This window comes from Sphaerimonospora mesophila, assembly GCF_001417795.1.
Classification (GTDB): Bacteria; Actinomycetota; Actinomycetes; order Streptosporangiales; family Streptosporangiaceae; genus Sphaerimonospora; species Sphaerimonospora mesophila.
The window spans coordinates 625,804-639,949 of sequence record NZ_BCBX01000031.1; the positions used below are offsets into that span (position 1 = coordinate 625,804).

A 14,146-nucleotide genomic window follows, 5' to 3' on the forward strand; every position below is an offset into this window, starting at 1 on the left:
GTAAGAGGGATAGAGGCGGGAGACACAACGGGGAGAGCGACACGTGAACGATCCTGACGTCGGGCGTATCTGGGGAGGTCTGGCGCGTTCCCATCACCTGACCCCGCTGGACGACCTGGCCGACTCGGTCATCGAGCATGTCCGGCCGCTCGGCTTCACCGAGATCATGATTTATGTGGCCAGCCTGCGGCCGCTTTACCTCGTGCCGCTTCCCGGCCAGCGCGACGTGCACGGCGAACCGCTCGATCGGCTCCCCGTCGACACGACGCTGGCCGGACGGGCCTTCCGCAATCTGGAGATCGTCCAGGCCCGGCCCACCACCGTCTTCTCCTCCGTGGAGGCCGAACCGCTCGGCGGTGAAGGACCACGGCGGCTGTGGGTGCCGATGTTGGACGGGACCGAACGGGTCGGCGTGCTCGGGGTGACCGTGCCCGTGGTCGACGACCACACCAAGCGGATCGCGGCGGAGCTGGGCGCGCTGATCGCCCTTCTGGTGGTGAGCAAGCGCACCTCCAGCGACGCATACATACGGATGATCCGCACGGAGGAGATGGACCTGTCCGCCGAGGTGCTGTGGGCTCTGATGCCGATCCGCAACTACTCCACGGACAAGATCTCGGTCAGCGCCGCGCTGGAACCGGCCTACTCCGTCGGCGGGGACGCCTTCGACTACTCGCTCGACGGTGACATCCTGCGCCTGGGCATCTTCGACGCCATGGGGCACGACCTGTCCGCCGGGCTGACCGCCACCATCGCACTGGGGGCGTACCGCAACAACCGCCGCCGGCGGGGGATCGATCTGCTCGCGGTCAGCGACGCGATCGACGAGGCGATCGCCGACCAGTTCAGCAGGTCCCGGTTCGCCACCGGCATCCTGGCCGAGTTGAACATCCATAGCGGCCTGCTGACCTGGGTGAACCGGGGACATCCACCGCCGTTGATCCTTCGGCAGGGGCGGGTGGCCTCCATGCTGGAGACCCCGCCGGACACCCCGATGGGCCTGCGCCTGGGCCCGGCCACCGTGCTCTCCCGCCGCCAGTTCGAGCCGGACGACCGGCTGCTCCTTTACACCGACGGCATCCTCGAGGCGCAGACTCCCGAGGGGGAGATGTTCGGACTGGACCGCTTCACCGACTTCGTCATCAAACGCGAGGCCGACGGCCTCTCCGCACCGGAGACCCTGCGCCGCCTGGTCCACTCCATCCTGCTGCACCAGCGCGGCCGGCTGCAGGACGACGCCACCGTGATGCTGGTGGAGTGGCGCACCGAGCGGCTGCGCCAGCTAAGCGTGTGACGACCCGACCGGCATGGCCTGCCGTGTCGAGCCCGATGCCCCGCCGCCTCGCCGGCGGAACCCCCGGTCATGGTTCACCGGCCCTCACGCGGATCGCTCTCCCGCCGGAACATCCGGCCCACCCCCCCGGGAGCAGAGGGGGATTGACCGGTTTCTGACCGGGCATCGGACGGCCATGGACAATCAAGACAATCGGGACAATCCTTCTGAGGTGCGCCTCGCCCGTGCCCATGGGCTCTTCAATCTGGTGGGCGGGTTATGGCCCCTCGTGCACCTGCCGAGCTTTGAGATGGTGTTCGGCCCCAAGGCCGACAAGTGGCTGGAGCGTACGACCGCCGGGCTCCTCGTGGGGATCGGCTGGAGCCAGCTTTCCGCGGCGCCCACCCCCGAAGGCGTACGGCAGGCCCGGCGGATCGGCGTGGCCACCGCCGCCACCCTGCTCGCGATCGATCTGATCTACGTGCCGCTCGGCCGGATCCGGCCGACCTACCTGATCGACGCGGCCATGGAGGCCGGATGGATCATGGCGTGGTGCGGACTCTCCGCGGACTCCCGCCCGCCGCTGCCCGCCCATCGCCGATCAGCGTAGGAGGATGTTCACGATGAGAGTGAGCAGGATCGACGCGATGATCGAAATCGCGATCATCATCATGCAGCCCGCCGCTCCCCCGAGCGGACGGATCTTGAAGTTGCCAGGCATGGCAGACCACCTTTCGGCACCATCGCCGGTAACGCCTGACCTACCCGCCGCGTAGCCGATTCAGCAGGGTCTCCAGGATCTCATCGGCGACGGTCCACAGGAGGGATCCTCCGGCGTCGGGGCGCAGGTGACGGCGGGCGCCGGGGATCCGCCGTGCCAGGAGGTCGCCGAGGTCGGGCGAGTGGACCGGGCTCACGTCGTGACCGCCGTACCACAGGTCGACCGGAACGGTGATGGACTCGACCTCGAAGGGCCAGGGGGCGAAGGCCAGCGCCAGATCACGTGCGTAGGCCGCCGCGCCCTGGCGGAATCCCTCGTCCAGAGCCCGCCGGAAATGCTCGGCGAAGGCCTCGTCCCGATAAACGGCGAGATCGACCTCGGACGACGTCTCGGTGACCAGCCGCCACAGCATCTCGGGGCGGGCGGTGCGGGCGAACGACTCCTCGAACCCGTCCGGATCCGCGGTCAGCGCCTCCAGCATGCCCGCTACATCGGGATCGAGCAGGCCGGCGAGGCCGGGATGACGCAGATCGTCCTGCCCGGACACCACCGCCACCGCTGCCGGCAGGCCGGCGGCGGCGCACGCGAGGGCGAACGGCGCCCCCTGGGAGAACCCCACGATCCCGTACGGCGGCAACTCGAGAGCCGCGGTCAGGGCCTCGACGTCCGATGCCCAGTCGGTGAGGGTACGGCCGGGCCGGGGGTCGGACGCGCCCAGACCGGGACGGTCGACCGCGATCAGCCGTACGACCTGCTCGTCGAGAAGGTGGGCGCCGAACCCCAGGCTGCCGCCCATCGCGGCGCCGGAGAAGAACAGCACGGGTGTCCCGTCCCGCGGCCCCCACTCAGCCCGGCCGAGCACCCGGCCGTCGGGCGTCTTGATCTCTTCCCTGCGCTCGGGCGCGGCCACCCCCAGAACCATGCGCCGCATCGTAATGAGCACGAACCGCCCTACCAACTCGTTTTCCCGCGTACCGGGATAGATCACCCCGGTAGGGTCTCGCCGCCGATGGGGGCGAGGACCTCTCCGGTGTAGTACGACGAGAACCGGCCGGCGGCGAAGAAGACGTACGACGGGGCGATCTCGTCGGGATCGGCCGCCCGTTCCATCGGCACCTGGGCGCCGAACGCCGCCACCTTCTCCTCCGGGAAGGTCGACGGGATCAGCGGGGTCCAGACCGGGCCCGGGGCGACCGCGTTGACCCGGATGCCCCGCTCGACCAGCGCCTGCGCCATCGAATAGGTGAACGCGTTGATCGCGCCCTTGGTGGCCGCGTAGTCGATGAGCGACTTGTTGCCGCGCAGGCCGTTGATCGACGAGGTGTTGACGATGGCGCCTCCCCTGGGCAGGTGCGCGAGGGCGGCCTTGGTCACCCAGAAATAGCTGTGGATGTTGACCGCGAACGTCCGCTCCCACTGTTCGTCGGAGAGTTCCTCCAGAGACCGGACCGGCGCCTGGGTGGCCACGTTGTTGACGAGCACGTCGAGCCCGCCGAGCTCGCGTACGGTCTCCTCGACCACCCGCCGGCAGTGGGCGGGGTCGGCGAGGTCGCCGGGGATGGTCACGCAGCGGCGTCCCTCGCGCTCCACCAGTTCTCTGGTGTGGTCGGCGTCCTTGTGCTCGCTCAGATAGGCGATCGCGACGTCGGCCCCCTCCTTGGCGAACGCGACGGCGACGGCCCGGCCGATGCCCGAGTCGCCGCCGGTGACGAGCGCGCGCCGGCCCGCCAGCAGCTCGCGGCCGGTGTAGTCGCGCATCTCGTCCCTCGGCGCCGGGCGCATCTCGCCCGTCTCGCCCGGATACGGCTGGGTCTGCGGTGGCGGTGTGGCGTTCGGCTGCTCTGGCATGCCCGTCGGGTACCCCTGCCGTGACCGGGCAAACGAGCCTCCGTACGACCCGGTCTCCGCGCACGCCGACCTCGAGCATCGAAGGTTTCGATGCTCAGACCCGCAAGGTTTCAGGACGCTTTGGCGTGTGACCTCCTGCCAGCAGCATAATCTCAATCGTTCACAAGAGGAGGTTTCATGACAAATCGCCTATTTACGGCCATCGTCGGTGCGCTGGTGGTGACGGCGCTCGCCGGCGGCTGCGGACGGGCGTCGTCGGGAACCACCGCGGGCGAGGGCGCTGCGGCCGCGGCGGGCAAGACGGCGAAGGATCTCGTGCCGGAGGCCGTGCGCAAGACCGGGGAGCTTCGGGTGGCCACCTCCGAGGGCTACCCGCCGATGGAGATGTACAAGGAGGGCACCCAGGAGCTCACCGGGGTGGACCCCGACCTCGGGGCGGCCATCGCGGCGAAGCTCGGGCTCAAATTCACGATCACGAACGCCGCCTTCGACGGCCTCATCCCCGGCCTGCAGAGCGGCCGCTGGGACATCGTGCTGTCCTCGATGAGCGACACCGAGGAGCGGCGCGCCGCGGTCGACTTCGTCGACTACTTCAACGCCGGCGGCGCCATCATGGTCAAGAAGGGCAATCCGGAGGGCATCAGGACCCTCGACGACCTGTGCGGCAAGACCGTGGTCCTGGCCAAGGGCACCTCCAACCTCGCGATCGGCGAGCGGCAGAACGAGAAGTGCACCGACAAGATGAAGATCATGCAGAGCGAGGACGCGCCCACCGGCCTGCTCTCCCTGGACTCCGGCCGGGCGGTGGCCACGATCGTCGACTCCCCCGTCGCCGTCATGTACGCCAACGACACCGGCAAGTACGACGTCCTGCCCGAGCAGTACGACGCCGGGCCGTGGGGCATCGCGATCGACAAGCGCGCCACCGGCCTCCGCGACGCGGTGGCCAAGGCCATGGAGGAACTGCAGGCCGACGGCGGCTACCGGGAGGTGCTCGACAAGTACGGCGTGACGGCCAACGCGGTGCAGGGCGTCCTGGTCAACACCCGTCCATGGAAGTGACCCCGGCCCGGGACGCCGATTCCGGCGCCGCCCCCGGATCGCCGATCGACCCCGAGCTCTCGGCAGACCACGAGCCCCCGATGAACCCCGACCCATCGATGAACCCTGACCCGCCGATCGACCCCGAGCCGCCGATCGACCCTGAGCTGCCGATCGACCCCGAGCTGCCGATCGACGCGGTGCGCCCGGCCCGGCCCGGGAGGTGGTTCGCGGCCGCGGCCGCCATCGCCTTCCTGGCCTGGCTGGCCTACACGATCGTCGTCAACGAGAACCTGCACTGGGACGTGATCGTCGCCTACCTCGGCGACGGCAGGATCCTCGGCGGCCTGTGGGTGACGATCCAGCTCACCGTGCTGTCCATGGTCATCGGCCTGGTGCTGGGCGTGCTCGCCGCGGTGATGCAGCTGTCCGACAGCCCGGTGCTGCGCGGCACCTCGGCGCTCTACACCTGGTTCTTCCGCGGCACCCCGCTGCTGGTGCAGTTGATCTTCTGGTTCAACATCGGCCTGGTCTTCCCGACCTTCGGCATCGGCGTCCCGTTCGGCGGCCCGAAACTGATCGAGTGGCAGGCCAACGAGCTGATCACTCCGTTCACGGCGGCGCTGCTCGGTTTGGCCATCAACGAGGGCGCCTACATGGCCGAGATCGTGCGGGCGGGCATCAGATCGGTCGACCCGGGTCAGCGCGAGGCGGCCGAGTCGCTCGGCATGTCGCACCGGCAGGTGCTGCGCCGCGTGGTGCTGCCGCAGGCGATGCGGGTGATCATCCCGCCGACCGGCAACCAGTTCATCTCGATGCTGAAGACCACCTCGATGGTCTCCGTGATCGCCGGGGCCGAGCTGCTGACCGTGGCCCAGCGCATCTACCTCGGCAACTTCGAGGTCATCGCGATGCTCATCGTGGCGTCGATCTGGTACATGGTGCTCACCACGGTCGCGAGCGTGGGCCAGCACTTCATCGAGAGGCGTTTCGAGCGCGGCCACGCCCGGCTGTCCACCCGGGTGCGCCGCAACCTGCGCCCGTTCGCGAAGGAGCCCGCATGAACAGGCCGGACGAGCCCGGCGAACCGAACCGGGACCGGCCGGCGGATCCGGGGCTTCCCATGGTCCGGATCCGCTCGGTGCGCAAGCGGTTCGGCGCGGTCGAGGTGCTCAAGGGCATCAGCCTGGACGTCCCCGCCGGCGAGGTGGTCTGCGTGGTCGGGCCGTCCGGCTCGGGTAAGTCGACCCTGTTGCGCTGCGTGAACCGGCTGGAGACGCCGGACTCCGGGCGGATCTGGGTGGACGGCGAGCTGATGGGCCACGCCGAGCGCGGCGGACGGCTGCACGAGCTGCGTCCGGCCGAGCTGTCGCGGCAGCGGCGCGGCATCGGCATGGTCTTCCAGCGGTTCCACCTGTTCCCGCACCGGACCGCGCTGGAGAACGTGATGGAGGGCCCGGTCACTGTGCTCGGCACTCCGGCGGCGAGGGCCAGGCGCGCTGCCGCGGAACTGCTGGAGCGGGTCGGTCTGGCCGACCGGGCGGGCCACTATCCCGCCCAGCTCTCCGGCGGCCAGCAGCAGCGGGTGGCCATCGCGCGCAGTCTCGCCATACGGCCCAAGCTGATGCTGTTCGACGAACCGACCAGCGCGCTCGACCCCGAGCTGGTCCAGGAGGTGCTCGCCGTGATGCGCGACCTGGCCGCGAGCGGGATGACCATGATGGTGGTGACGCACGAGATGGGTTTCGCCCGCGAGGTCGGCGACCAGCTCGTCTTCATCGACGACGGCAGGATCGTCGAGCGCGGGCATCCGCGCGAGGTGCTCGACGCGCCGCGGCACGAGCGGCTGCGTGCCTTCCTCGGGCAGGTCGGATGAGCCGCCCCTTCGACCTGCTGATCCGCGACGGCCTGGTCGTCGACGGTACGGCCCGGCCGGCGAGACCGGCGGACGTCGCGTCGGACGCCGGGCGGCTGACGGTGCTGCCCCCGGGGTCCGGGGCGGCGGCGGCGCGGGTCGTCGACGCCGGCGGGCTCGTGGTGGCCCCCGGCTTCATCGACGCGCACACCCACTCCGACGGCGTCGCCATCCTGGACGGCGGCCGCGACCGGGAGCTGGTGCGGGCGGCGGTGCTGCAGGGCGTCACCACCGAGATCTGCGGCAACTGCGGCTCCAGCCTGTTTCCCGCGCTACCGGAGCGGCTGGACGCGATGCGGGCCGAGGCGGAGATCTCCTTCGGCGGCGATGTGGGCGCCTACCCGGACTTCGCCGGTTTCGCCGCCGCGCACGCCGCCGTGCCGAGGATCAACCACCTCGTCTCGCTGGTGGGGCACGGCACGCTGCGCGCCGGGGTGGTCGGCCCGGTGGACCGGCCGGTGTCGCCGGCCGAGCTGCGCACGATGTGCGAGCTGCTCGACCGGTCCCTCGCCCAGGGCGCGGCCGGCCTGTCCAGCGGACTGATCTACGCCCCCGGGACGTACGCCGACACGGGGGAACTGGTGGCGCTCGCCGCCGTGGCGGCCCGGCACGGCAAGCCCTACGTGACCCACCTGCGCGACGAGATGTCGCGGGTGGAGGAGGCGCTGGAGGAGGCGGTGGAGATCTCCCGCCGCAGCGGCGCGGCGCTGCACGTCTCGCACCACAAGACGGCCGGCCGGCACGGCTGGGGCCGTACGGCTCGGACCCTGCCGCGCATCGCCGGGCTGCGGGCCGGCGGCATGGACGTCACCTGCGACGTCTACCCCTACACGGCGGGCAGCACGGCGCTGGCCGCGATGCTGCCGCCGTGGGCCAACGACGGGGGCCTCGCCGCGCTCACCGCCCGGCTGCGCGATCCCGAGGCGCGTGACCGGATGCGGCTGGCGATCGCCGAGGGCGTGCCCGGCTGGGAGAACACGGTCGGCAACGGCGGCTGGGATCGGATCTCGGTGGCGTGCGCGCCGCGCCATCCGACGGCGGAGGGCAGGACGATCGCCGAGCTCGCCGCCGCGGCTGCGGCCGATCCCCTGGACGTGGCCGCCGATCTGCTCGTGGCCGAGCGCGGCGAGGTGACGATCATCAGTCATTCGATGGTGGAGGAGGACGTGCGGCGGGTGCTGGCCGCGCCGTACGCGGTGATCGGCTCCGACGGGGTGCCCAAGCCGGGCGGGCGGCCGCATCCGCGCTGGGCGGGCACGTTCCCCCGGGTGCTGGGCCGCTACGTGCGCGAGCTCGGCCTGCTGTCGCTCGAGGAGGCGGTGCACAAGATGACGCGACTGACCGCGATGCGCTTCGGCCTGGCCGGGCGGGGGGTGATCCGCGACGGCGCGCACGCCGACCTGGTGGTGTTCGACCCGGCGGCGGTGGCGGACCGGGCGACGTTCACGGAACCGCTGCTGCCGCCCTCCGGCGTGGCGGCGGTGATCGTGGGTGGGATCGTGGTGGTACGCGACGGTGAGGAGACCGGCGCCCGGCCCGGGACGGTGCTGACCCCGTGACTGGCCCGACCGAGATCGCCGGCGAGCTGGCCGGGCTGGCGGCCGGGTGCCCGGGAAGGCTGGCGGTGTGCGTGCCCGGACTGGCCGGGGTGAACGAGGACGTGGAGCTGCCACTGGCCAGCACCGGCAAGCTGCTGCTGCTCGCCGCGGTCGCCCGGGAGGTGACGGACGGCGACCTCGATCCCGACGAGCCGCTCGACCTGGTGGCGGAGGACCACGCGGCGGGATCAGGGCTGCTGACCGCATTGTCGGCCCGGCGGTGGACGATCGCCGACCTCGCCCTGCTCACCGCGTCGGTGAGCGACAACACGGCGACGAACGCGCTGCTGCGGCGGCTCGGCCTGGACCGGGTGGCCGCCGTGGCCCGTGCGCTCGGACTGACCAGGACGCGGATCCACGACCGCATTCGCGAGCCTCGGCTGCCCGGGCACCCGCCCGCCTTCGCGACCGGGACGGCGCGCGAGCTCGCCGCGCTGGCCTGCTCGTTGGCCTCGTCGGCCCATCTGGCCGCCGGTTCCCTCGGCGACGGCGAGCCGTGGCAGCGGCTGATGCTCGGCTGGATGGCGCACAACACCGATCGGAGCCTGGTGCCCGCGCTGCTGCCGCACGAGGCGGAGGACCGGCGGATCCCGGCGGCGGCCGTGCCGTACCCGATGGTGTGGGTGGCGAACAAGACCGGCACGGACGCGGGGATCCGGGCGGACGTGGGGGTGCTCGTCGGCGCCCGCGCGACCGGCTACGCGGTGCTCGCCCACGCCCCCGGCGGGCCGGCCGGCGGCGAGCACGCGCTCGTCCTGGCGATCCGCCGGGCCGGGCTCGCCATCGCTGCGGCCGTGCGCTGAACGGACTCCACCCGGTCGCTGCGCCGGGAGGAAGCCGCTGCGAAGCCCGCTTCCGTGGGCTTCGCTTGCGGTCCCCGCTCCGCTCCCTCGATTCCGGTGGAGTCGGGCGGAGGGACCGGGCCTCACCCCGGGATTCAGCGGCCGACGACGCGCAGGCGGGCCGCGGCGTCGCGGAGGTAGCCGATGAACGACTTGAGTGCCGGGTTGGGGTTGGTGGGGCGGGCCGCGGCGCCGATGCGGCGGTAGAGCCGGGCGCCGTCGACCTGGCGGATCCGTACGCCCTCGGCGCCCTGGGTGCCGAGGCTGGGCACCAGGGCGACGCCGAGTCCGGCCCGGACGAGCCCGAGAGTCACCTCGTAGTGGTCGCTGCGGCAGCGGATGGCGGGGCTGAACCCCTCCAGCGCGCTCGCCCGTTCGAGCACGGACACCGGGGTGTCCGTGCCGAAGGTCGTGATCCACGGCTCGTCGGCCAGGTCGGCGAGGCGTACCCTGGGGCGTTGCCCGGCCGGATGGCCGAGCGGCATGACGAGCAACTGCGGCTCGTCGAACAGGTGGGTCACCTCCACCCCGACCGGCGGCTTCCACGGATCGAGCGCGTGCTCGAACACGACCAGCACGTCGAGCGCGCCCCGCTCCACGTCGGGAAGGAGTTCGTGCGGCTGGCCCAGCACCAGGTCGAGCTCCACGGCGGGATGCCGCGCGGTGAAGCTGGACAGTGCCATCGGCAGGAGCCGGTAGCCCGCCGAGGCGAAGAAGCCGATGCGCAGCTGCCCGGCGTCCGCCCGCGCCTGGGCGAGCAGGTCCTTCTCCGCCGCCTCGATGAGGTCGAGCACCTCCTGGGCGCGGGTGGCCAACCGGCGGCCGGCCGCCGTGAGCCGGAGGCTGTGGGCCGACCGCTCCACCAGTCCCACCCCGGCCTCCTCCTCTAGCCGGGAGAGCTGGTGGGAGACGGCGGAGGGCGACAGCCGCAGGCTCCGGGCGGCTCCGGCGATGCTCCCGGCCCTGAAGACCTCGAGGAGCACCTTCAGGCGGTGGCTGCTGAGCATGCACCCCAGTATGGGTGCAGGGCAGACCGACCAGTTCCTAGCAGTTGCTGCCGGTTTCTACCGATTCCTGTTTTCTACCGGTTTCTACCAGTTTCCGGGCCGGTGACCGCCGCCGCCACCACCAGCGCGCTCGCCGCCACGCCCCTGGTTACGGAACGCCAGCGCCATGGCCAGCGCCGCCGCGCCGAGCAGCAGGATGATGATCCCGGTCACCACGTTGTTCCAGATCGTCCCGGCCGTGAGCGCCGAGGCGCCCGCTCCGGGCAGTCCCGGGGTCCCGGGCATCCCGGGCGTCGCCCCCGGCGTGAGAGTGCGGCCTCCCCGCACCACCCACGGTGAGACGAGGGTCCAGATGCCGAGGAGCGGGAGCAGCCAGCTGATGCCGTAGGTACGGCCGAAGGCCGACGCGCACGCGAGCGCGAGGGCGGCGACCGACAGCCCGACGACCAGGTTGCTGACGGCGAGCCCCGAGAAGCGATTGAACCCCACGATCCAGGGCGAGAGGGCCAGATAGAGCCCGCTCAGGAAGGTGAGCCCGTCAACGATCTGGGCGGGGGTCGTCGACCCCACCCGGTCGTATGTCTGCCGGAGTTCGGCGAGATCGGGATGGCGCTCTAAGCCGGTGGGTCGAACCATGTCCGTACCGCCTTCCTGCTGATTTGGACGAACAATCGCGGCCCTACCCGCCCTCATCTCCCCATTCTCCAAAATTTCCAATAAGCACGTCTTTTCTTGGTTTGGCAGCGGGAAAGGCGGCAGCGTCCGCGTTCGGCCATCGGGAAAAACGAATGCCCGGCGCGGTCGGGCGACGCGGCCAGGCAACGCGGTCAGGCGACGCGGTCAGGCAACGCGGCCAGGCGACGCGGTCAGGCGACGCGATGGCGTTCCGCGGCGTCGTGTCGCAGGGTCAGGCCGAGACCGGGGACGTCCGCCCCCGGTCGCAGGCCGCCACCGGCCGGGTCGGCGGCGCCGTCGAACAGCTCGGTCTCGATCCGCGCGTGATCGTGGAACCATTCCACGTGGCGCAGGCCGGGGGTGGCCGCGGCCGCCGGGAGGTGCAGGTTCGGCGCGCAGTGCGCCGACACCTGCAGGTTGTGCCCGGCCGCGACCGCGGCCGCAGCGAACCAGCCGGTGTAGCCGCCGCAGCGGGTGGCGTCGATCTGCAGGCAGTCGACCGCGCCCGCAGCGCACATCCGGGTGAAGTAGACCTGGTCCCCGCCGTACTCTCCGGCGGCCACGTCGGCTTCGGAGCGCTCGCGCACCAGCCGCAGCCCCGCCAGGTCGTCGGACGAGACCGGCTCCTCGAACCACCGCACATCGTGGTCGCGCATCCGGCGCTCCAGGCGGACGGCCTGCTTGGCCGTGTAGCCGCCGTTGGCGTCGACGTACAGCTCGGCGTCCGGTCCGATCACCTTCCGGGCGAGGGCGACGCGGTGCAGATCGCGCAACGGCTCGGTGCCCCACGACTCACCGATCTTGATCTTCACGCGGGGAATGCCCTGGTCGTGCACCCAGTGCCGCAGCTGCGCCGCGGTGGTGTCGTCGTCGTAGGTGGTGAAGCCGCCCGAGCCGTACACGGGGACGCGGTCGCCGGTGGCGCCGAACAGGCGCACCAGCGGCACGCCCAGCAGCCGCGCCTTGAGGTCCCACAGGGCCACGTCGACCGCGGAGATCGCGTAACCGGCGATCCCCTGCCGCCCGGCGTTGCGCACCCGGCGGACCATCGCACGCCAGATCCCCGGGATGTCCAGCGCGGCGGCGCCCGTCACCACGGGGGCCAGCGTCCGCTCGAGGAACGGGGCCGCCGCGGCGGGCGCGTAGGTCCAGCCCGTGCCCGTGACCTCCCCCGCGCTGATCTCGGCCACCACGAGCGTCGTCGCGTCCCAGGCGAAGGTACCGTCGGCCTCGGGCCGGTCGGTCGGCACGCGGTAGGCCGCGGCGCGCACGTCGTCGACCACCGCGTCGATCGCACGGTCGGTCACGCGGTCGGCCACGCGGTCGGTCACGCCGTCGAGCGGGTCGTGGGCCCCGCCGGGGATCTCGGTCATCACCCCGTCCCCTACCCGTCGCGTTTCGCAATTTTCCGGAACGCGATGGTTTGTCCCATCACCTGGCGGCAAGGCGGCAGAGTATGACCCGAATCGCCGCTGAAGTGCTCATCGAACGTCTGGCCGACTGGGGGGTCGACACGGTATTCGGCCTGCCCGGCGACGGCATCAACGGGATCATGGAAGGGCTGCGCCGCCAGACCGACCGGGTCCGCTTCGTCCTCGTCCACCATGAGGAGGCCGCGGCGTTCATGGCGACCGCGCATGCGAAGGCGACCGGCCGCGTCGGCGTGTGCCTGGCCACCTCGGGGCCGGGCGGCATCCATCTGCTCAACGGGCTCTACGACGCCAAGCTGGACCACCAGCCCGTGCTGGCGATCACCGGCATGCAGGAGACCAGCGTGCTGGGCACCGGCTACCAGCAGGAGGTCCACCTCGAACACCTCTACTCCGACGTCGCCGAGTACAACCTCATCGTCGACAACCCGACGCAGCTGCCCGGGGTGGTGGACATCGCGATCCGCACGGCGTACGCCCGGCGCGGCGTGGCCCATCTCAGCCTCCCCAACGACGTCCAGGTGGCCCCCGCCGACGCCGATCCGTACCAGCACGTGGCCCCGGCCAGGCCGCCGGCGACCGCGCCCGTCTACCTGTCCCCGCCGGGTCTGCCGCGCACCGAGGACCTGGAGGCCGCCGCCGACGTGCTGAACGCGAGCGAGCGACCGGCCATCCTCGCCGGAGCGGGCGCGCTGCACGCCCGCGATGAGGTGCTCGCCGTCGCCGAGGCGCTGGGCGCACCGGTGATCAAGACGCTGCCCGGGAAGGCCGTCATCCCCGACGACTCTCCGTACGCCGTGGGCGGCATCGGCCTGCTCGGCACCCGGCCGGGCGAGGAGCTGATCGAGGACTGCGACGCGCTGCTGATGGCCGGCACCAACTTCCCCTACACCAAGCACCTGCCGGAGCCGGGCAGGGCCCGCGTGGTGCAGATCGAGGCCGACCCGATCCGCGCCGGGGTGCGCGTGCCCACCGAGGTGCCGATGGTCGGCGACGCCAAGGAGGGGCTGGCCGCCCTGCTGCCCCTGCTCAAGCCCCGCTCCGACCGCTCCCATCTGGAGAAGTACCGGCGGGCGATGGACCGGTGGCGCGACGACATGGCCGCGCTGCAGTCCCCGGAGCGCGACCCGATCGCCCCGCAGTACCTCATGGGCTGCATCGACCGGGCGGCCGCCGACGACGCGATCCTCACCTGTGACTCCGGCACGATCGCCACCTGGGCGGCCCGGCACTGGACGATCAGGGGGGACCGGCGGTTCTATCTGTCCGGCAACCTCGCCACGATGGCGCCCGGCCTGCCGTACGCGATCGCGATGCAACTCGCCTTCCCCGGACGGCAGGTGATCGCGTTCATCGGCGACGGCGGATTCGCCATGCTGATGGCCGAGTTCCGCACCGCCGCCCATCTGAACCTCCCGATCACGGTCGTCGTGAACAACAACGACTCGCTGGGCCAGATCCTGTGGGAGCAGATGGTGCTCGGCTTCCCCGAGCACGGCGTCCGGTTCGGCCTTCCGGCCGCCGACTTCTCGGCCTGGGCCCGCTCCTGCGGCGGCTACGGCCGCAAGGTCACCGACCCGGCGGACGTCGACGAGGCCGTACGGCAGGCGCTGGCGCACGACGGGCCGGCACTGGTGGACGTCGACGTCAACCCCGACGAGCCGCCGATGCCCGGCAAGGTCACGCACGACCAGGCGGTGAAGTTCGCCAAGGCGTTCATCAAGGGGCAGCCGCGCAAGGCGTCCATCGCCACCACGCTGTTCAAGGACAAGATCTCCCAACTGGGCGGGTGATCA

13 protein-coding genes are annotated in these 14,146 nt (G+C 71.6%); 8 read left to right on the top strand and 5 right to left on the bottom strand.

Annotated elements, in window-relative coordinates; genetic code table 11:
• Nucleotides 1-43 precede the first annotated feature (43 nt).
• A complete protein-coding gene (locus AP234_RS07220; protein ID WP_055478723.1) occupies nucleotides 44-1,294 on the top strand; it encodes a GAF domain-containing SpoIIE family protein phosphatase in 1,251 nt (416 codons plus the stop codon).
• A gap of 211 nt (nucleotides 1,295-1,505) precedes the next feature.
• Nucleotides 1,506-1,883 (top strand): hypothetical protein, encoded by a 378-nt coding sequence (locus AP234_RS07225; protein WP_200926257.1) that lies wholly within the window; start codon nucleotides 1,506-1,508, stop codon nucleotides 1,881-1,883.
• Between the two features lie 151 nt (nucleotides 1,884-2,034).
• On the opposite strand, the gene AP234_RS07230 is transcribed toward AP234_RS07225, so the two are convergent.
• Both AP234_RS07230 and AP234_RS07235 read right to left on the bottom strand, forming a co-directional pair.
• Nucleotides 2,035-2,916 carry an alpha/beta fold hydrolase gene (locus tag AP234_RS07230; RefSeq protein WP_055478880.1) on the bottom strand — a complete coding sequence of 294 codons (882 nt, stop codon included), beginning with the start codon at nucleotides 2,914-2,916 and terminating at the stop codon, nucleotides 2,035-2,037.
• 62 nt (nucleotides 2,917-2,978) lie between these two features.
• Nucleotides 2,979-3,842: an SDR family oxidoreductase gene (locus tag AP234_RS07235; RefSeq protein ID WP_055478725.1), complete on the bottom strand. Its 864-nt coding sequence runs from the start codon at nucleotides 3,840-3,842 to the stop codon at nucleotides 2,979-2,981.
• Between the two features lie 177 nt (nucleotides 3,843-4,019).
• On the opposite strand from AP234_RS07235, the gene AP234_RS07240 reads away from it, so the two are divergent.
• From AP234_RS07240 to AP234_RS07260, 5 genes are read left to right on the top strand one after another with little or no spacing between them, the layout of a single operon-like run.
• On the top strand, nucleotides 4,020-4,904 hold the full coding sequence (locus AP234_RS07240) for an ABC transporter substrate-binding protein (RefSeq protein WP_055478726.1): 885 nt from the start codon (nucleotides 4,020-4,022) through the stop codon (nucleotides 4,902-4,904).
• Nucleotides 4,895-5,947 (top strand): amino acid ABC transporter permease, encoded by a 1,053-nt coding sequence (locus AP234_RS07245; RefSeq protein ID WP_235558008.1) that lies wholly within the window; start codon nucleotides 4,895-4,897, stop codon nucleotides 5,945-5,947. Before AP234_RS07240 ends, AP234_RS07245 begins: the two co-directional genes overlap by 10 nt.
• A complete protein-coding gene (locus AP234_RS07250) occupies nucleotides 5,944-6,759 on the top strand; it encodes an amino acid ABC transporter ATP-binding protein (RefSeq protein ID WP_055478727.1) in 816 nt (271 codons plus the stop codon). The genes AP234_RS07245 and AP234_RS07250 overlap by 4 nt, the downstream gene beginning before the upstream one ends.
• Nucleotides 6,756-8,357 (top strand): amidohydrolase family protein, encoded by a 1,602-nt coding sequence (locus tag AP234_RS07255; RefSeq protein WP_055478728.1) that lies wholly within the window; start codon nucleotides 6,756-6,758, stop codon nucleotides 8,355-8,357. The genes AP234_RS07250 and AP234_RS07255 overlap by 4 nt, the downstream gene beginning before the upstream one ends.
• Entirely contained in the window at nucleotides 8,354-9,199 is an 846-nt protein-coding gene (locus AP234_RS07260; RefSeq protein WP_235558009.1) for a serine hydrolase, read from the top strand. The genes AP234_RS07255 and AP234_RS07260 overlap by 4 nt, the downstream gene beginning before the upstream one ends.
• A gap of 134 nt (nucleotides 9,200-9,333) precedes the next feature.
• Here AP234_RS07260 and AP234_RS07265 read toward each other — a convergent pair whose 3' ends face one another.
• The 3 genes from AP234_RS07265 to AP234_RS07275 form a co-directional block, all read right to left on the bottom strand.
• A complete protein-coding gene (locus AP234_RS07265; RefSeq protein WP_055478729.1) occupies nucleotides 9,334-10,245 on the bottom strand; it encodes a LysR family transcriptional regulator in 912 nt (303 codons plus the stop codon).
• An 84-nt stretch (nucleotides 10,246-10,329) separates the two neighbouring features.
• Nucleotides 10,330-10,881: an SPW repeat protein gene (locus tag AP234_RS07270; RefSeq protein ID WP_063842797.1), complete on the bottom strand. Its 552-nt coding sequence runs from the start codon at nucleotides 10,879-10,881 to the stop codon at nucleotides 10,330-10,332.
• A gap of 230 nt (nucleotides 10,882-11,111) precedes the next feature.
• Complete coding sequence (locus AP234_RS07275; RefSeq protein ID WP_083501850.1) at nucleotides 11,112-12,293, bottom strand: enolase C-terminal domain-like protein; 1,182 nt, start codon at nucleotides 12,291-12,293, stop codon at nucleotides 11,112-11,114.
• 83 nt (nucleotides 12,294-12,376) lie between these two features.
• Here AP234_RS07275 and AP234_RS07280 point away from each other — a divergent pair, with 83 nt between their 5' ends.
• Entirely contained in the window at nucleotides 12,377-14,143 is a 1,767-nt protein-coding gene (locus AP234_RS07280) for a thiamine pyrophosphate-dependent enzyme (protein WP_055478730.1), read from the top strand.
• Nucleotides 14,144-14,146 lie beyond the last annotated feature (3 nt).

Bases quoted from the DNA above. Each gene is read 5' to 3' on its own strand.
- AP234_RS07230 (WP_055478880.1), bottom strand. From the start codon at position 2,916: ATGGTTCTGGGGGTGGCCGCGCCCGAGCGCAGGGAAGAGATCAAGACG.
- AP234_RS07235 (WP_055478725.1), bottom strand. From the start codon at position 3,842: ATGCCAGAGCAGCCGAACGCCACACCGCCACCGCAGACCCAGCCGTAT.
- AP234_RS07240 (WP_055478726.1), top strand. From the start codon at position 4,020: ATGACAAATCGCCTATTTACGGCCATCGTCGGTGCGCTGGTGGTGACG.
- AP234_RS07245 (WP_235558008.1), top strand. From the start codon at position 4,895: ATGGAAGTGACCCCGGCCCGGGACGCCGATTCCGGCGCCGCCCCCGGA.
- AP234_RS07250 (WP_055478727.1), top strand. From the start codon at position 5,944: ATGAACAGGCCGGACGAGCCCGGCGAACCGAACCGGGACCGGCCGGCG.
- AP234_RS07255 (WP_055478728.1), top strand. From the start codon at position 6,756: ATGAGCCGCCCCTTCGACCTGCTGATCCGCGACGGCCTGGTCGTCGAC.
- AP234_RS07265 (WP_055478729.1), bottom strand. From the start codon at position 10,245: ATGCTCAGCAGCCACCGCCTGAAGGTGCTCCTCGAGGTCTTCAGGGCC.
- AP234_RS07270 (WP_063842797.1), bottom strand. From the start codon at position 10,881: ATGGTTCGACCCACCGGCTTAGAGCGCCATCCCGATCTCGCCGAACTC.
- AP234_RS07275 (WP_083501850.1), bottom strand. From the start codon at position 12,293: ATGACCGAGATCCCCGGCGGGGCCCACGACCCGCTCGACGGCGTGACC.
- AP234_RS07280 (WP_055478730.1), top strand. From the start codon at position 12,377: ATGACCCGAATCGCCGCTGAAGTGCTCATCGAACGTCTGGCCGACTGG.